The 18,787-nt window shown below is 42.9% G+C and carries 16 protein-coding genes; 1 reads left to right on the plus strand and 15 read right to left on the minus strand.

Translation table 11 applies throughout. From position 1 onward, the window contains the following. Positions 1-70: 70 nt before the first annotated feature. The 7 genes from P0G38_RS14220 to P0G38_RS14250 all read right to left on the minus strand — a co-directional run bounded on the left by P0G38_RS14220 (position 71) and on the right by P0G38_RS14250 (position 8,575). Entirely contained in the window at positions 71-3,091 is a 3,021-nt protein-coding gene (locus P0G38_RS14220) for a WxL domain-containing protein (protein ID WP_275852328.1), read from the minus strand. A 1-nt stretch (position 3,092) separates the two neighbouring features. Further along, positions 3,093-4,157, minus strand: coding sequence for a WxLIP family cell surface protein (locus P0G38_RS14225; RefSeq protein WP_275852333.1), 1,065 nt, complete (start codon positions 4,155-4,157; stop codon positions 3,093-3,095). 83 nt (positions 4,158-4,240) lie between these two features. Next, positions 4,241-5,143 (minus strand): WxL domain-containing protein, encoded by a 903-nt coding sequence (locus P0G38_RS14230; RefSeq protein ID WP_151196452.1) that lies wholly within the window; start codon positions 5,141-5,143, stop codon positions 4,241-4,243. A 23-nt stretch (positions 5,144-5,166) separates the two neighbouring features. Continuing rightward, positions 5,167-5,991 carry a WxL domain-containing protein gene (locus tag P0G38_RS14235; protein ID WP_275852343.1) on the minus strand — a complete coding sequence of 275 codons (825 nt, stop codon included), beginning with the start codon at positions 5,989-5,991 and terminating at the stop codon, positions 5,167-5,169. Between the two features lie 12 nt (positions 5,992-6,003). Continuing rightward, positions 6,004-6,372 carry an LPXTG cell wall anchor domain-containing protein gene (locus P0G38_RS14240; protein WP_008378002.1) on the minus strand — a complete coding sequence of 123 codons (369 nt, stop codon included), beginning with the start codon at positions 6,370-6,372 and terminating at the stop codon, positions 6,004-6,006. A 1,183-nt stretch (positions 6,373-7,555) separates the two neighbouring features. Then, a complete protein-coding gene (locus tag P0G38_RS14245) occupies positions 7,556-7,771 on the minus strand; it encodes a hypothetical protein (protein ID WP_151196450.1) in 216 nt (71 codons plus the stop codon). A 408-nt stretch (positions 7,772-8,179) separates the two neighbouring features. Further along, positions 8,180-8,575, minus strand: coding sequence for a DUF7006 family protein (locus P0G38_RS14250; RefSeq protein ID WP_142968079.1), 396 nt, complete (start codon positions 8,573-8,575; stop codon positions 8,180-8,182). A gap of 482 nt (positions 8,576-9,057) precedes the next feature. Between P0G38_RS14250 and P0G38_RS14255 the strand changes: the two genes are divergently transcribed. Beyond that, on the plus strand, positions 9,058-10,545 hold the full coding sequence (locus P0G38_RS14255; protein WP_151196448.1) for an AcpB/EbpR/MafR family transcriptional regulator: 1,488 nt from the start codon (positions 9,058-9,060) through the stop codon (positions 10,543-10,545). A gap of 117 nt (positions 10,546-10,662) precedes the next feature. On the opposite strand, the gene P0G38_RS14260 is transcribed toward P0G38_RS14255, so the two are convergent. From P0G38_RS14260 to P0G38_RS14295, 8 genes are read right to left on the minus strand one after another with little or no spacing between them, the layout of a single operon-like run. Beyond that, positions 10,663-11,025 (minus strand): DUF7006 family protein, encoded by a 363-nt coding sequence (locus P0G38_RS14260; RefSeq protein ID WP_008377996.1) that lies wholly within the window; start codon positions 11,023-11,025, stop codon positions 10,663-10,665. A 53-nt stretch (positions 11,026-11,078) separates the two neighbouring features. After that, positions 11,079-12,539: an AcpB/EbpR/MafR family transcriptional regulator gene (locus tag P0G38_RS14265; protein ID WP_275852360.1), complete on the minus strand. Its 1,461-nt coding sequence runs from the start codon at positions 12,537-12,539 to the stop codon at positions 11,079-11,081. Positions 12,540-12,553: 14 nt separating this feature from the next. Then, a complete protein-coding gene (gene wecB / locus P0G38_RS14270) occupies positions 12,554-13,651 on the minus strand; it encodes a non-hydrolyzing UDP-N-acetylglucosamine 2-epimerase (RefSeq protein WP_275852363.1) in 1,098 nt (365 codons plus the stop codon). A 32-nt stretch (positions 13,652-13,683) separates the two neighbouring features. Beyond that, positions 13,684-14,715, minus strand: a complete 1,032-nt coding sequence (locus P0G38_RS14275; protein WP_275852366.1) for a glycosyltransferase family 4 protein — start codon at positions 14,713-14,715, stop codon at positions 13,684-13,686. Beyond that, the gene (locus P0G38_RS14280; protein WP_275852369.1) at positions 14,712-16,127 is read right to left on the minus strand and encodes a lipopolysaccharide biosynthesis protein; all 1,416 of its coding nucleotides are present in this window, start codon (positions 16,125-16,127) and stop codon (positions 14,712-14,714) included. The genes P0G38_RS14275 and P0G38_RS14280 overlap by 4 nt, the downstream gene beginning before the upstream one ends. A gap of 8 nt (positions 16,128-16,135) precedes the next feature. Next, entirely contained in the window at positions 16,136-17,389 is a 1,254-nt protein-coding gene (locus P0G38_RS14285; protein ID WP_275852372.1) for an O-antigen ligase family protein, read from the minus strand. Further along, the gene (locus P0G38_RS14290; RefSeq protein ID WP_275852375.1) at positions 17,386-18,132 is read right to left on the minus strand and encodes a WecB/TagA/CpsF family glycosyltransferase; all 747 of its coding nucleotides are present in this window, start codon (positions 18,130-18,132) and stop codon (positions 17,386-17,388) included. The genes P0G38_RS14285 and P0G38_RS14290 overlap by 4 nt, the downstream gene beginning before the upstream one ends. Beyond that, positions 18,132-18,779: a sugar transferase gene (locus P0G38_RS14295; RefSeq protein ID WP_275852378.1), complete on the minus strand. Its 648-nt coding sequence runs from the start codon at positions 18,777-18,779 to the stop codon at positions 18,132-18,134. The genes P0G38_RS14290 and P0G38_RS14295 overlap by 1 nt, the downstream gene beginning before the upstream one ends. Between the last annotated feature and the right edge of the window lie 8 nt (positions 18,780-18,787).

The raw sequence follows: 18,787 nt of genomic DNA on the forward strand, positions 1-18,787 counted from the left end.
CCCACACATTCGAAAGAAGAGAAGCTGCAGGCGACTTCCAGCAGCTTCTGCTTCCTTCTTATTCAAACTTTTATGACTCAGGTCCAGGAACAAAGCTTAATTCCCAATAAATCGTGCCGCGATAGGCAGTTGCTTGGGGGTTGGCACCAAGCGGGACTTCCAGTTCCACACTGTTTTCCATGGTTTCACTTGAGCCGTAATGTTGGATCCACGTCCCTCCACCACGATTCTCTTGAGCCGAAGCCAAGGTTTTACTTTGACCTGCAATAAGTTCAATGGCTTCTTGATAGTCTGGCGTCTCCGACTCATTCGAACCAGTGGTTACCATATGGATATTTGACAAATAAACGCTTGCCCCTCTTAGTCGTTGCCTTTCATCATGCGTACCCACAAAACCCTCTTCAGATAAGCGAGCACTCAGTGTCCAACCAGTAGTAGCGACCCTCCGATCCGATACTTGGATATAATTGGGGCGGTCCCCTTCATGCACATCCTCATAAACTTCCCGCAACGCCTGCGGCTTTGCTGGATATCGAGTGGTACTTGAAAGAATTGGTACTTCTCCAAAATCGAATTGAGAAATAAAGTCGATGCTGACAAATCCCTGGTTTTCTGGCAAAACAGGAGGATTCACAGGATCGACCGTTTCATCCGGGCGAAAAGGATCCCGCGGGTCCACAATGTCGATTTTCTCTACAATCACCGAATCCTTTCCCCATCTCCCATTCAAAAACGCCTCGGCTGTCACTAGCTCTTCGTGACGAAAATGTTGGAAGTTTGGAAATTCGGATAAATCAAACTGAAAGTTTCCCTCTTCATCAGCTTGGACGTGAAAGAATTCTCTGCGTCCATCTGGATCCGTTACAGTACCAAGGGAAGGATTTGGTTCGGGCATAAATGCTTCCCGCTCAAAACGAATATAGCTATTGGGATTTGCTCTTCCAGAGATGATCCGAGAATTTGATAAGGTTGGATCTTCCGTTAATGGATTCAACTCTATTTCAACTTCAGAAACTTGCTCGAAAAGCAATCGTTGGCTATGAGTCGAAAAATGACTACGTACCCCTTGTTCCACTGTTGGATCCAAAGTTACGACACTGTTGATTGTTGGATTGATCCAAGTAAGGTTGGTACTCATATGAATCAAAGGCATCCACTCATGGGTAGACTGCACCTCATCAAACTCACCGTATTGCCATTGTTTGATTCCTTGAAATTCGATTTCCAGTTCATTGGTTCCATTTAAGTTGATCAAACTTCCGTTATTAAAAGAAAGCGGCGCCGTTCGTTCTAAATTGACCTTTCGGGCCTCATTGAACGTCAACTTCGAAAGATTTCCAAAAAAGATCAAATTTTGAGAATCATTGCGACTGTCCGAACGAATATCTAAAACAGCATCTTTACCAACAGTGATACTGTTTTGAGGTTCCCAGAAGCCAACAACATGTGCCGATAAGTTGGGTTGATTTTCCGCATCAATTTTTAACATGCTACGTTCCTTTAGATTGATATGGGTGTTGCCTCCTTGAAATGAAAGAATATTCCAATTCCATCCATTCGTGTGGCTTCGATTCTCTAAGGATTGGATATGCACCTTGCTGTCTTCCAAGAGATCAATGGTATGGTTTCCATGAAGTGTGGAAATCGCAGAGGCGTTGATCTGAGTGTCAAGTTTTAATTCGGCTCCCTTGCCAACAGTCAGATTCCCACCACTATTTCCAAAATAGACATTCACACCATCGGCTTCCCCTCTACTCCCCTCAAAGTTTGCTTTCATGGAAACTTTGGCATTCTCTCCAATAATCAGTTCTGGATGATTAAAACCATGATAAAATAAATTTCCTGAACTGATCGTCGACAATTCTACTTCTGCATTGGGACTAATCAAAAGTCGATGGACTTCAAAATTTGCTTGATTCCAAGCATTGATCTGCCAATTTTCATTAAAAGTCGAACGGTAGCTTCGTGCTTGATGTGAGGTAACCTTTCCTGAAAGCACTGCGGTTGTACCCGGGGAATGCAAAAGCTGATTCCCAATGTTTTCAACATTATGGTACCGCATGGTGGATATGGCTTGATTATTAGCATCCAAAGTAGTAACGTTCATAGGTCCGTAAAAATTCCCATGATAAAGGGTAATATTTTGATACGAAATATCCCAAGGGGATTCTGGTACCATCGTACTATCCAAGAAGCCAACAGCAACCGCACGAAAATCAATTTGGTATTTTCCTTGTCCATCAATAATAAGAGTTCTTGAGATTTCCGGTTGGCTGATATAGACATAAGATTCTCCACTCGTAATATTAATTGTACTTCCTGATACGCCTGAAGCTATACCTTCAATCGGATTATCACTAGATTCAAAGCTGTCAATCAACTTTATATGATTCACCTCTGGGTCCATGACAGCTTCTAAAAATTCTAGCCAGGAGCCTACTTCTTGTTCTCTTCGCCTATCTTCCAAAAGATCAAGATTGCCTTCATCCACCTCGATGTCATCAAAAAATGAACCATCTGATGTGACAGGATCCGCTGCTAAGTTAGTGCCACTCGGGTGGTCGTCCGTTTCCATAGGGGGCCTCTCCCCCTCATCTCCGGATTTTCTTTCTTCCACGTTCAAGGTAAGCACTGTCTCTGCTACCGTTATTTCATAAGTACCTACGGATTCTATCATCAGTGGTAGACTAAACGACGTCAACGGCACTTCGGAGTTCAGAAGCCATTGCTCGGGATCTTCGGTTTGGGTGATCACTATTTCTTCCATTAAAAATGTTTCTTCTATGATCGTGGCTGCAGGCAGCTGGATATCGATGCTTGTTAGTGGGAGGTTTGTTAAAAACATGATCGGAAACACTTCTCCAACATAAGCTTGCTGGATTTCTTCCAGAAAAGAAACCACCAACTCCTCTTGATCCTCTAAAGATTCTTCAAAAGAAGATCCAGTGAACACCTCGCCTAACGTACCTTCTCTTCCTTGCCATGCATGTAGTGGTTCAAAAAAGAACACACGAATAGACGGAAAAAACAAGTAAACACTAAATAGTCCTACCATAAGCGATAGTACTATCTTTAGTGTTTTCTTTTTCATTTTACTGATCCCCACCTTCCTTTGCCTTTTTTTTCTTGTTAATGATTAAAACAACAACGATGATCAATAACAAAACAAGTGCGGCGATTCCGCCAATCAGCCACCAATTGGTTTCTGGTTCCAATGTCACGTCTTCCTCATTTAAACGTCTCGCATCAGCAGCCGCAATCGTGAAGGGCTCTTCCCAATGCCATTCCTCTCCTTGTGAACGGGCCGTCAGAGTCAGGACATAGTCTCCCGGACGGAAACGCTCGCCATTTAGAGGGATCGGAAAATCCATCTGCGAATTTGGTGCCATCTGCATACTTGTGCGCTGTGTTTCATACAAGACGGTGTCGCTACCGCTGGCACGAACCTCGGCATCAATTTCTATGTGGTTGACGAAAGTCGGTGTATAATTTTGAATCTTGGCACTGATCACGTTCCGATAATTGACTTGACTGGCAAAAACGTCCAGCAATTCAAGTCCCGGATCCGTTGACGAGCGGTTATTGCTTACGACGACTCCTAAAATAAAGGCAAACTCATTACGAATCCCGATGCCTTCTGTTTCCGACTCTGCTGCCGTAGCATCGCGGACCTCTTCTACCCGAATCGACCCAGCCAAAATCCCTTCAAATTCTTCCTCAGGCATCGTCAGAGGCAGTGTAAGGATCCGTTCTTCTTGGGCTTCTAAGGTGATGACCCCTGGTGCTTCAATCAATTCGGCAATCGAGGCAGGCAATGTCGGGTCAGGAGCTTCGGCATCACGACCGTATTCTACTACCCCATTGACATTCGTGAAAGCAGTATGAGCGGATACTTCGACCTCGATGGTTTCTTCCGATGTATTTTGGATGCGCAGCTGCAATTCTTCTTGTTCCCCTGCGCCTAAATTCAGATCAAAATAACCGCTAGCACCGCCTTCGATCTGACTGTCAGGGAATATCGGGGTTACAAAAAAATTCAACTCTGATTCAATGTCATCATTTGCTCGTACTGGTGTCGGCCAAGCAATCAATGAGCATAGCACGATCATTGCAGTCAAAAGCCGCAACCAGCGTTGGTTTGTTGGTTGTTCAATCACTGTTGTTTCTCCTTCCAAAAAAGGCAGGAATAACGGTCTACTCCTGCCAGTTGTTTCACATTATTGTTGCGTTGCTTTGAAGATTATTCTTCTGGATTTAAAACGTTGTCGTCTTCATCGCCGCCATTGCCACCATTTTCACCATCTGCACTAACTGTGGTAGATAGTGTCCAGGTCAAGGTTGCTGTATAGGTGTCTTGTTGCGGCGTCGCAGCTGATGGAAGATGTAGCTGAATACGATCATTCAGAATCGTGTCGTTAAAATCATCTTCATTAAACTGCTCCATCATTTTGTCTTGGTCTCCCCAGAAGACAGAGGAGCGTCCTTGTCCTTGGTTGGGTCCTGCGGTCATGACTGGAATGCTCGATGCTAAATCCGTATTAGCATTTAAAATCACACGATCGCCACCAGTTTCAGTTACTGGTGCTACAGGCGCTTCTTCAGCAGGCCCGGTACCATCATTGTGTTTGATCTGCGGATCAATAAAGTGAAGTTGGGCGCCATAAAGGATATCCCCTGTATCTTGACCGACAAACTCTGTCAAAGCAAGACTTAATGTCCAATCTGCCGCACTGTTTCCTCGTGTATCACTGACTTGTGCCAAGGAAACGTAAGGAACTGTGTCTGGAAGTCCGGCCGCAAGAGGATGGTTTTCATCTACGTTTTGCATTTCAGCAATCAAAGAATATTCAGCTGCAGATGAAGTAATGGCTTGTTGACCAAAATCGAATTTTTCTGGCACGTAAACGATCGTTAATGGACCTTTTACTGGAAGCGGATCAATGATAACGGGTGGGTATTCAAGTGGGTTTTCAACGTCATCAATGTCTTCTTCCCCTTCGATAAAGTTAACCTCATTTGGTGTCTCTACTTCAAAAAGTGGTGTTTTTGGTTGATTATTTTCTTCCTCTGCTACTACTTGTACACCGCCTGCGAAAATTGTAGAGGTCAGTGCTGCGACTGTTGCTAATCGAATCCATTTCATTTTTATTCCTTCTTTCTTTTCTTTTAGTTTGTTTCATCGGCTTGCGCCGTTGGAACTGTTTCTCCTGATTGCGAGGTAGTGGTCGTCAATTGCCACGTCAAAGTCGCCACATACAAGGCTGCATCTTTAGCAGTCGCTCCCGGGACGAACAATTGGATCGCCTCATTGCGAACCACCGGCGCCTGGGCTTGGACCTGCGCATTCAACTCATCTTGGTAGCCCCAAACGACGGATGAAGTGCCTGCCCCTTTGCCGGCATCAGCAGTCAGAACAGCTTGTGCTGAACCATTGGCATCCAAACGCAAGCCGGCTTCATGTGCGTCCGGTGCGTTTTCTTGATTGTGGCTATTGTAGTCAACTTCTCGTGAGGCAAAGATGATTTGTGCCCCTCGCAGTTCGTTGTGTTGCGTCCCTGATTCAAACGCACTTAGTGCTACAGTCAAACGCCAGCCAGCATTTGACCCACGGGTATCTTGTACTTGGGCGAAGGAAACATACGGTACTTGGTTTTCTTCCCCTTGGGTATCCGCTAATTGTTGCTTTTCTGCCACCATCGAATAGACGGCATCTCGGTTGGAGATTTCTTGGGTACCAAAATCCAAAGTCGGCGCATAAGCGATCGTCAATGGTCCTGTTTGTCCATCTGGTCCGATCGGCGGTATCTCCACATCGGGGCCATCGGGGCCTGGATCAGGCGGTAACACTTCCGTCGGGTCTCGATCATTGGGCACAAAACTGACTTGCCCATCGGTTTCAGCGACTCTTACTTCAGCGGCGGTCCCTTGGATCCCACCAGTCAAAAGGGTTGCGGTAAGTACGGTGCTCGTTGCAAATCGCAAAAATCTCATAAGATCATTCCCTTATTCTCTATTACTCAACTTTTCTTGTGTTCTTGAGGTTGTTCGTTCTTTTTGGTACCTGCGTGTCTTCTTCACTGTTGAATAGCCAGCGATCAATAGCAGCAATGATCCGAGTGCCGTGGCACTGGAACTTTTTCGGGTATTTGTCTGCGGCAAACGTCCCCCATCCCCGCCAGGTTGTGTCGGTCCGGTCGGTGGTGAAGGTTCTGGTTTGTCTGGTTCATAGACACCCGTGAACTGGACTGAGCCTTCTGTATCGACGGAACGCTCTTCTTGTGCCGAAACTAAAATCGTCGAAGCACTGATCACTTGAAAAAAAGCAGCGAAGATCATCAGTTTGACCCAAAAATTCCCCCTCGCTCTTTTCATTCTCCCTCCCCCTTTTTGACATCATCAAGCCTAAAAACCACCCTTTTTTAGACACCTTTACTTAGACGTTAACCTTGAACAAAGTCGATTGGTCTTTGTTTCAGTTGGCTTCCAAAAACGCTGGTTTTTATCCTCGATATACTTCATTATAGCTATCTTTGTGATGCGGGAAAAATCAATAAATTCACTGGCTGATGAAATCTATGCCTAAATAAAAAAACAAACCCCCGTTTTAAATAAATAATTCACCATAGAATCTGGCTAAAGCGAGAAATCCTTAACATCTACCAAAATGCTTGTTACCATAGAAAAATCATATATCAGTTTCCAAAGCACCTGCAGTTCTCCATTATATAAAAGCCACAATAAAATAACGGTAAAAAAAGAGGGGGGATTATCCTTATTAAGAACGTTCCTCTCTTTTTCATCTGATCCCCAAGCTACGTTTGTCGGGTATTCTTTCTTCTATGTCGTTTTCTTAGAATCACTAAACTGATAAGAACATGAAGCATGCCTGTCAGTGGTCATCTCCTACTCGTTTGGTATTTCTCCACGGAAAACAGTTGGGTGGTTCCTCGACGATTGGCGGATCATCAGCTATGGTTCTTCTTTCGGAGCGCCACCTTTCCCATTCATTTTCACTTATCCAGCCCTTTCCCGGTACTCTGTTGTTGCCAATACAGATGCAGCCAAACCAACGCATACTCCAATAGCTACTGCAGCGCTAAAAACTTTGGCGTCTCTGTCCATTGCTTTATCTTCTCTATCTAATATCCTTCGATACTCCCTTGAAATGCCGCTTGGCCAAATCAGCCATTCCTCCATGAAGCATTTTATTGACTCTCTCGTATATAGTTCTTCGTTCATCCATTTTTTGATTACTATTTACAGAACGAATCGATTCTTCCGGCCTCCCCCTTAAGAATTTTTCATTTCCTTGAAAAAAGCTCTCTACTGGACATTTGAAAACAGGCCTGATTGTTAGCACAAAAAAACAGCAAACGAGCCCTTCTTGGTTTCACCAAAAGAAGCAAACGTTTGCTGCAGATTTGTTTATGTTAAGTAAGAGCCCGCGAAAGGCTCGTCTCCGACGTGCTATTTATGTATACTTTTTCTTACAAACAAGCGATTTCTTCCTACTGTAAAAACGCTTCTTTGCAGATCATTGCTGTTTAATTCTCGATCATTCTCCTAAAGATTGCTTCTCTTTCCTTGTTCTGCCACGCTGTACCCAAAAATACATAACCAGCAGAAAGAAATAACCCAACAAAAGAATGATTTGTCCCAATTGAAACCAGCTGCGAAGGATCACAGATATACTGGGAAAGAAATAATACATGCCATATTGTGCCACCGATATGCCTACCGACAAGTAGGCAAAAATAATAAAAAGTTTCATTCCATGATGTCCTACCTTCATGCGCTTTTTGTATTCTTTATGACTTGTCTTACTATGACTTGTCTTACAAGGTACCTCGTTTCGCCGAAAAGGTCAACCAGCGTTCGTCATTGCCACGATCCTGACCAGTCAGTCTAACGTTTCTAAAAAAGCTCTTACTCAAGCAAGGAAGACCAACCAATTGCCTTCCCCACTGCGTTGTTTGAGTAGCCCTTTTGCTCTTGGTTATTCTCAAGGGTCCTTACCACCTGAAAATCGTCCGTTTCGCCCCACTACTACTCTTCATTTCTATCCCCAAAAACGCTCTATCTATAAAACTTCCCCAATAGTCTATTGCTCGTCATCGTTTTCCATTTCTTGCACGCTTTTCTCCCAAACCTCACAACTCGGCGCACCAAGAATGAATGTTCAGGACTCTGCTAAATGTTCGCTCAAATAAATCAAGCCCATTTTAGGTTTTTGCGTTAGCTTTGCCCCCGTGATCTCACGATAAAAATACTTATGGTCATTCTCAATCATTTCAATGACTTCTTCCTCACTCATCCCAAGGTCATCTAACAATCCTTCTTTGCGATTGTTGCTGATTTCCATCAATATTTGCAATTGTGCATCAATCGCCAATAGACGGCCCCATTGAACAAACAGGTTTTCTTCCTTGCTATGAAAAATCATTAAAAACTCTTTTGCTAACCGATGATAAAAGGCATTTATTTTTGGAAAAAAGCGTAACACCCCTTGTTTTTCTAGCTCTGTTTGAAAATGCGCCAAATATTCTTCTGCTCCCGCTATCTTTTCTGCCAGCATATTAGCCTCCTCGTAATCTATCTGTACGATCGTTCCCAGTTTCCCTCTTCTAGTAACCGTAGATTTTCTTCAACCAATCAATGTCTTTTCCTTCTATCTCATTCGTGGATAGCCTTCAACTACACTGCATTTTTAGGTATTGATGGCACATTCACGCACTTGCTAGTTCCATTTATTTTCCATCTTCTCTCTTTTGATCCAACCAACAATTCACAGGTTTCCTCTTGAGAAAAAACAAATACTCCTAAGCATCGGACTATGGTCTCACTATAGCGTCAAATCTCTTTAAAAAAAAATAGCAATTTTCACCTGTCGGTGAAAAAACCTACATTGTTCCAAATAGTTTCAAACGTTTACATCCATTAGAATAATAAAAACTTTGTATTTAGTCAAATAAATTAAAAATAAACATAAAAATTGAAGTATTTTAACCAATTGTTTATAATATGATTAATTCTTTTTTAAATTCAACGGGGGCATCTATGAAAAATTTTCAGTTAAAATTTATCAAAAATCGTTCTTTAATTCGACGATTGCAATTATTAAATGAATTTGAGAAGAATCCGTCTTCAACATTGGGCGATTTATCAGAAGTAACAAAAAGCAGTACTCGCACGATCATTGCGGACATTGCTATGATTCGTGAACATTTCAATGATGCAATCGAAATCTACTCCTCGAAGTTTGGTTATTTATTTGAAGAACTGGATCCCGAGGCATATATCAAACAAAAACAAAATCTAGTCAAAGATGAACCTTTTTTTATGATTTTAGAAAGTATTTTTTTCGATGAATTACAATCGGTGCTAGATTGGAGCCTGACCCTTAATCTTTCTGAACAAGCATTGCTTGGCTACTTAAAAAAAATGAATGGTTTATTAAAGCCCTTCAACCTTCGTTTGTCAACGAATCCAGTCACACTGGTGGGTTCTGAGATCGATATTCGCCGCTTTTTTTGTCTGTTTTATTACGAGTCCGATATCAATGTCAATACGATCTTCCCGTCATTGGATGTCCAAGATGCCGTGATTGAGATCACGAATCTTTTGCATTCAAAAAAACAGCCAGCTTCTACCTTTTCTTACTTTTCCTATATTCTCTACATTACGCTGGAACGCAGCAAGAAAGGGTTGCAGGTCGAACTTTCTCCTGAGCTGAAGGAGATTTTTTATGCTTACGATTCATTGATTTCACCCGATACGTTGACGGAGATCCTTTATTCTTATTTTCATTATCGCCTACCTGAAGATGAAATCATTTATTTGCTTCTTTGCCTTATCTGTCGCCGAAAAATCAATCATCCTTCGATCGAAGAATTTTGCCAAACCTACAATCGCTGGCCTGAGATCAAACAAGTGGCAAAAGATTTCTATGCCATCAACCGCGGCAATTCCTACGATGAACAAAAAGACTTACACTGGTTAGAGTCGTTTTTTACGATCGTGAAAATACGCGACATGCTCTCTCCCATCATGAACGTCAATATTGACGATCTTACCCAATTCGTCAAAGACAAGTTTTCCTACGAATATAAGAGAAACTATGCATTTTTGGCAAAGCATAAGCTAGTCAAAAAGCTGTATTCGCCCTCCTATCTCGAAGACTTTTGTGCCAGTCTAACGATTCACATGGAAGCGATCAAAGAAGAAAATTGGGGGACACAACGGACGATCGCCGTGATTTTTGAAGGAAATGAATATGTCTGCGAATATGCCGAAAGTATCGTACGGAAATATCTAGGACGCTTCCACACGTTGTATTATCCTGATGCCAGCGAACTCTCCCCAGCCTATTTAAAGGAAAAGCAAATTGATCTGCTAGTAACCAACTATTCGGAATATACGATGGAATATTTGCTTGAAGTCGAGTGTATCCTGCTAAAATCTTTTCCAGATGCCACGGATTGGAATCGATTACTTAACCAAATCAATCCACGAATCTTGCGTCTGGTCGTTTTGAACAACGCGTAGGACATTTTCTTAGGCACTATTTTGCGGAATCGTTGCAGCTGCAAATCGTTATTTTATAAGAACATCTCCTACACAACGAGTAGTTGAAACTCTGATCGATCAAGCCGATCAGAGTGTTCATTTCTCGCTGAGGTAGATCAACCCATGAGGGGCTTTCTGGTTCGTACCGATCCCTGCCATTTGTCGGTAATAGACATTTTTGTCCTTTTTGATCATTTCGACGATCTCTTCTTCTGCTAATTCGATTTCTTTAAAAAAGTCGTGTCGGAAAAAATCTAAAAACATTTGCAGTTGGGCATCGATTTCTAGCAAATCCGCCATTTGTTGTAGCACATTATCGTACTCGGTATAGCAAATTTCTTTGAATCGTGTTTGCAACTCTGTACATACTTGTTTGATTAGGGGAAATTCCTGCAAGTAACAAAGTTCGCTGTAATTTTTTAAATAGGCTTCTGGTGTCATATGTCCTTTTTTCATCATGATTGCATCATTCCTATCTTTCATCTGAGAATTATTTTGCACCTGGACCATTGTTAAAGTTTAAAGTCGATCAATGACATGAGTCTGCGCCAATCGGTTGAGTTCGGGATTTTATTGAACAATAAATACACGCCAGAACAAGAAAAATTCGACATATGCTCATTATAATTTGTGACGACGATATCAAATTGGTTCGCCTCAAAATAGCCGGGATTGATATCTAATACATTCGGAAAAAAGAGTTTCTGATAACTGCCTAGATACTTACGAGCAGTGACCTGAATTCGTTGCGAGATAAATTGATTCCCTTCTAACAGGAACGCAATTTTTTTAGGCTTCCCCCAGTACAATTCTTTCACACAGTCCATATGAATGGTAAACACTGCGCTGATATCTACGATCATGTCTAAAGACAGACACTTCAGTTGTTTGAATTGTTTTTGTAAGAACGCTGTGTTTTGTGCCATTTCCTCTGGAAAATGTTTTTTTACAAATGAGATCAAATCGGGAATCACTTTGTTCAAGACCGGTGAAAGTTTATTTTTTAGTAAGATCGTCGCAAAAAACGACTGGATCAAAACCGTACTATATTCCAGCGCATACGGCGGTACGCCTGCCTCCTTTAGATAACGTTGGGTTAGTTGCAGGATCTGCGAGTCTTTGCCTAACTTGTTGCAAAAGTCCCTTTCCATATCAATATCAAACACCGTCCGTTTTCCCATCGATAACGCATAAAAGTAGATGATTTCTTTTTCGGCGATCGTCGTTTGCAAATGGTTCGATAGCATCGTCTTTAATTTTTTCAGCTCAAGATAATACTCTTTACGAAACTGCTTGACGATGGTTGGATCGATCGTGACGTAATGGCCATGAGAGGTTCGCTCTAAAATGATATAAAGCATGTAACTAATTTCCTCAAAGGCAAGATTAGAGAAATTGCTGTCGAATTCTTCTTTTTTCAAATTTAAACCGATCTCGTGAATGATCAACGGCGGAAATACGGTATGCGGCGTACTATCGGATTCATAATAAAAGTTCAGAAAAAAATGGCGAATATTGACTTCCTCACCAATAAGATCAACGGTGGTTTTGTTTAACGTTAGCTGGTACTGCGCTAAAATCGGGTCGATCTTTCGAAAGTAACGCATCAACGTGGCAGGGGAAATAAACAAAATGTCTGACCACTCATTGATGGTTAATATCTCCCCTAAAAAAATGCTCTCAAAGATGCGAAACAACGGCTCGTTACTGATCAAATTCCGCTTTTTTTCTAAGTAGCTTTCTGTATCGATGACTTGCAGCTGATAGCCGCTGTTTGACGTTTCCATGTCGATAGCATCCTCGAAATATTCTTTAATGTTTTGTAAATCTTCAATGATAGTTCGGCTAGAGCTTTTGATCACTTTTGACAATCCACGGATTGGTGTATGAGAAGTATGCTCCATATGTTCTAGCAAATGTAGCCATCTTAGCGTCGTTTTACTAATGACAAAAGATGATTGGAATTGTCTCATAGGTTCGCCTTCCTCTACTCGAAATAACTTTTTAATTCAGCCACGATCCGCTCACTCGCCTCTCCATCTCCATAGGGATTTTTGGCTTGCGCCATTTGTTTGTACGCTGCCTCATCAGACAATAAATGAACGATTTCTGAATACACACGCTCCTCATGGGTACCAATCAGTTTCAGAGTCCCTGCTGCCACCCCTTCTGGGCGTTCCGTCGTTTCACGTACGATCAAGACAGGAATCCCCAAGGAGGGCGCTTCTTCTTGAATCCCTCCTGAATCAGTCAAAACAAGGTAGCTGCCTGCCAGTAACTGATAGAATGCAGGGGCATCCAACGGTTCGATCAGCTCAATATTTTGCTGCCCTTCTAAATAGTGCTTGGCTAGTGTACGGACACGGGGGTTTTTATGCATCGGAAAGACGATCGTCAGTGCTGGATAAGCAACAGCGATGCGTTTTAGAGCACGAAACACTTGTTCCATGGGTTGCCCAATGTTTTCTCGCCGGTGCATCGTAACTAAAAGGATTTTTTTCTCACTGATTGGTTTTCGTTCTTTTTTTTGTGCTAACGTATGGTACAAAGCGTCAATAGACGTATTACCAGTAACGACAATGCGGTCGTGTGGGTGGTTTTCCTTTAACAGATTAACCTGACTTTGATCCGTCGGTGCAAAGAGAAAATCTGCTAGTTGATCAATCAACCGGCGATTCATTTCTTCTGGAAACGGATCATTCTTGTTGCCGGTACGCAGCCCCGCCTCCACATGACCAATCAAGATCTGCTGATAAAAAGCGGCCAGCGCAGCTGCGACTGCCGTCGTCGTATCGCCATGAACCAATACCACGTCTGGTTCTTCTGATTGAAAAATACCTTCGAGTCCTTCCAAAATACGACTGGTGATACTGGACAAGGTTTGATTTTCTCGCATGATAGCCAAGTCGTAATCAGGGGTCAGCTCAAACGCCGCTAATGTTTGCTCAAGCATTTCTCGATGCTGCCCTGTCACGACGATCTTTGATAGGAAGCGTGGATCATTTGCTAGTTTTTTTATGACCGGTGCCATTTTGATGGCTTCTGGTCGTGTACCAAAAATAGATAATACCTTTATTTTTTGCATCGTACCTCTCCTTTTTTTCAGCAATTTGAGCATTAATCAAGTTGCTTTTTGTAAATCTTCTGCCAGCGCTTCATATATGGCGTTAAGGCATACTGTTGCTCAATCGTTGCTCTGGCTTGTTGGCTGATTTTGATTCGTTCTTCCTCGTTAGCTAACAGACCGCTCAATGTCTCGATCATTGCTTGACTATCACCGGCAGCTACTAGGTAGCCGTTTTCACCTGATTGGATCAACTCTGGGATTCCCCCAACCTTCGTCGTTACATTTGGGATACCTGCCGCCATGGTTTCTAAGATCGCCATCGGCAAGCCTTCGTGATAAGAAGGGAGAAAATGGATGGCTGCCTTACGAAAAACAGCTGGCAGCGCATCGGTTGCTACCCAGTCATTTAAGAACACATTGGTGAGAGCTTCTTCTTGGAGCTGTTGGGCAACCTGTTGATTTTCTTGATCGCCAAACAACATAAAGCGAACCTCGGGGAAGGAAACAGCCATTGCTTTGGCAACTGCCAACAGATCAAAACTGCCTTTTCTTTGCCCGATCCTGCCAAGAGTGATGATCCATTTGGCGGTGGGATCATACAGGGATTCCTCTGGCACCGCTACGGCATTTGGCAGGACCTCGATGGGGGTATCTGTAATCGTTTGGTAAAAAGCTGCCCAGCTACTACTGAGCACTACGAGCTGATCCACCCGAGACAAGGTAAAACGGACCCACCCTTTTGCCCATGAAGGACTGTTTTGATAAAACTGGTCAAATTGCGAAGCATGCATATGAAAAATCGTCTTGCAATGTTTTGGTGCTAGCAACAACAGCAAACTCTTGCGATAGAAACTGCCCTTTTGCGCAACGTGGAAATGAAGGATCTGGCACCTTTCTTTTTTGATGTGCTGACGAAACGTCAGAAACGCTTTGAGCTGCGTCCAATATTTTCCTTTTTCCGACCAAGTCTTATGAACGACAAAACGCACATCCTCTGGCGCTGTTGCTTTTTGGAAATTATGAATGACCGTTGCGATCCCCCCTTTTGCTGCTGGATCTGGACCGATAAGTAAGATATTCATGCTTTGTTGATTTTCCTTTCTTGTACAAATCTAGTTACTTGCTTTAGTTCCTTGCGATAAAGAACAACGACGAAGAGCATCAGCAGCAAAACGAGGCTCTTTTCCAGCCAAAGAATCCGATTGAATGCTGTAAAAAGCGCAAAGCAATACAGCATGATCGAAAGGCTGATTTGGCGTTTGACTGAGAACCCCTGCCAATAGGTCATCGAAAAATATGTACGAGCAAAAAAGAAGACCAAGTACCCTAATGCCGTGGCACAAGCCGCTCCTGTTGCGCCAATTGTCGGTACGAGTAGGAGATGACAAAAGGAGGCGGCTAAGACCGCCAGCAAAGAGGCAGCAATATTCAAATGACTTTTCTTATAAAAAACGATCCCGAGATTGGTCGTTTCACTGATCGTCATCATCAAGGGATAAAAACATAGCAAGGGAAACAAGTACTGGGCTTCTAAGTAGTCCTGCGACAATAAGATGACGATCGTTTCTTTGAAAAAGACCATCAGTAAAAAGAAAATCGACAAGACGAACATGATAAAGTGACTGACGCGTTCGTAATAGATCAACGGTTTGCCTTTTTTGAACCATTCATAGGAGGTGGGAATCCAAAAATTGGCAAAACTAACTTGTAGAATCATCAAGGCACTTGCCACTTTGAATGCAGCCGTGTAGATGCCCAATGCAGTAAAATCAGCAAAATAGCGCAGCATCATTTTGTCGATAATCATCAACAAACTATAGAGGAAGGTTCCCACCACCGTCGGCAAGCCAAAACGACTCAGCTTTTTGATCAGGTTGCGATCGATTTGGCGAATGAGCGGCATAAAAAGCGCCAGGTTTGCCAAAATCAACAGACAATCACCGATAATCTGACCGAAGAGCATGCCATAGACCACCGTAATAAATGTCGGCGGACCAAAAAAGAGAAACAGCAACGTGATGATCAAGACCATGAATTTCACCAAAATACTGTATGCGGAGAACTGGATCGCTTTGTTTTGCATTCGAACCGTTAACAAAAGAAACCGTTCAAAAATCAGCAGTCCCGACGAAAGAGCAAATAAATAAATCGCACGGGTGTACTGTGGGGATTCAAACAAAAGCTGCGAGAAATCTGCCGCAAAAACCACTAGGATCAGCTGAAAGAAAAGTGAACCGAGCAATGGCACGAGCATCGCTTGCTGCAGCAATTCGCGTTTGTTTTCGTGGTCATGGTATTCTCTTGTAAAGGCTTGGTCGAAGCCGAGATAGATCACGTATATCAAAAAGGTCTGTGCAAGGAAAAACATACTGGTCTTCCCATATTCTTCTGGTGTCAAAAAGCTGGTCGTTACGGGCAAAAGCACCAAGTTTAAGACCGCCGAACCTAACGAACCGAGGGAGAAAAAGCCCAGCCTCAAAAGTAATTTTTTCAATCAGTTGTTCACTCTTTCTCTGTTAAAATAATGCCTCCACAAATCAATCCTAAAAAGGTGGAAGACAATGCCGAATACAAAACATGCCCGGCAAAAAAACTATAAAAAAGCACCACGATCAAGGCAAAACTATAAACTGAGCGTTTTTGCGGCTGAAAGGCCAAGTAGACAAAATAGGCGAGCATCAGCAGCAATAAGGCGGTCCCTAACAATCCTTGACCGAAAAGGGTGTCGAAGAAGTCCATTTCAATTAAACCAAGACGACCAAAGTGTGCCAATCGGTATTCAAAGCCTTGACCAAAGATCATGGTAAAGTGACGTGCCTCATCCTTTAAGAAAGCCTCCATCCCGCCAATCAAAAAATCACTTCTTGAACTAGAAAACAGGCGGATCAAGTCCCCATCGAAAAGATGATAGAAATACACCATGCGAAGATAGGTTCCTTCGACGGCTTGGATCAGTAGCGGCAAGCCTTGTATGAACAACCAAAAAATCGTAAAAAAACTGATCAGCCAAATGAATAGCTGTTGCAACCGAGCCTTTCGTTCCACCCCTATGATCAATCGCAGGAGCAAGTACACTAACGCGCCAATTCCATAAAAGACACCTGTTTTGGTTCCCACGAGAACCAAGCACACCAAATTCCCTGCAAATAAGCTGGCGAAGAAAAACGAGCGTTTGTGGGTTTGTTCTTTGATCGAAACGATCAGTGCTTGCAGTGTAAAGGTGATGGAAACAATAAAGGCAAAACTCGTGTCATTATTGGCAAAGAAATAGCCTTTGTACCCAGCATCAGAATTGTCATAAGTTTGATAGCCTAGCCCTAAAAAATAAGGAATCAGCAAACCGAGGGTAAAACAGACGCTAATGACAATAAACAAGCTGTCGTAGTGCAGTTTGGAGAAGTCGTTTTTTCGTTGATAGACATAATAAGGAATCAATACCCATAAGAGGTATTTGATATACACGGAAAGATCCTCGATCACCCACTGCCAGCTGTACCCTAGAAAAAGTGCTTGTAATAGAAAAATCGTAAGCGTCACAGCGATAAACCCATACGTCAAATACGTATAGTAATGAAGAGGGATCGTTTCTGTGACAATCATGAGCACTAAGAACAAAAAGAACAGTAGACGATAGAACACGCCAATAGGAAAAGGAATGCCTAAACTAAGAAATAAACCATTTAAAACATCGATAATTGGAAAGATGGCGACAATGCCCATGAAGAAGCGGTGATTGCTTTGCTGTTTTGATTTCATGCGTTTCTTCTTTTTTCTCCCCACACATACTGTAAAAAGCGTAGATTTCCTATGATATAGCGATCAAACATCCTGACTGGCTCTTGCGCAAAGCGATAAAACCATTCCAACCCTGACCGCTGCATCCACAAAGGCGCCCGTTTGGTTTTGCCTGCGACGATATCAAAGCTGCCGCCAACGCCCATCGCAAAGGGCACCTGCAATACTTCACTGAATGTATCGAGCCAAATCTCTTTTTGCGGACTAGAAAAAGCGACAAACAGCAAATCTGGTTGCGTCCGTGCAATCTCTTTTGCCACGTCCAATGATTCATCTTCGGAAAAATAGCCATGGTGAAACCCAGCTACGTTCAGGTCGGGATAAAGCTGTTGGTCATGTTTGACGACGGCTTCTACGACTTCGGCAGTTGCACCCAAATAATAAGGACGCCAGCCTATTTCGGCTGCCAATTTGACCAGCTCACGAAAAAGATCGATGCCTGTTACCCTTTCTGGTACTGGGCAACCTAAATATTTCGCTGCCCAGACGATCGACTGACCATCAGCCGTGATCAAAGCTGCCCGATTGACGATCGATCGCAACGAGGGATCTTTTCGCATCAAGTTTATTTTTCCCGCGTTAATCGAAACATGCTGTGCGGGTGTCCCCTGTTCGATCATCGCCTCGATCTTAGTAATGGTTTCCTGAAAGCTTAAGGAATCGAGATTACTGCCTAAAAGTGATACACGTACTTGTTGCTCCATTAGAATGCTCCTTTGGGTAAGAAAACAACGCCAATCGTTTTCATAATTATTTTCAAGTCCAATAACCAGCTCAGGTTATTGATGTAATAAAGATCCAATGCGACCATCTCTTGAAAGCTTAATTCGTTTCTTCCACTGACTTGCCACAACCCTGTGCATCCAGGTGTGACAGACAATCGTTGCTTGTCTTTTTCTGAATAGCTGACGACTTCTCTTTCTAAAGGAGGACGGGGACCGACCAGTGCCATTTCCCCTTTCAAGACATTGATCAATTGGGGCAGTTCATCAAGACTCGTTTTTCTTAGAAAACGGCCTAAGCGCGTCACTCGCGGATCTTTCTTCAGCTTGAACATTGCCCCTTCAATTTCGTTTTTATCGAGGTATTGCCCTAATAATTGATCTGCATCAGGCACCATCGTTCGAAATTTGTACATCACAAACGTGGTCTCATTTTTCCCCACACGAACTTGCTTAAAAATAATCGGTGCCTGCCAGTTAGAAAATTTGATCCCTATACAAATCAGCAATAAAAGCGGGCTAAGGATGACTAATAAGCCCAAGCTAAAGATGGTTTCTATCGTGCGTTTCCAGCGTAAATAGCCAGTAGCCTGAATCGTTGGCTGCTTATCTAAAGCGGGTCTTTCCACAAAATTTC

Origin of the sequence: Enterococcus casseliflavus, from assembly GCF_029215545.1 — a bacterium.
In the GTDB taxonomy this organism is placed as follows: domain Bacteria; phylum Bacillota; class Bacilli; order Lactobacillales; family Enterococcaceae; genus Enterococcus_D; species Enterococcus_D casseliflavus.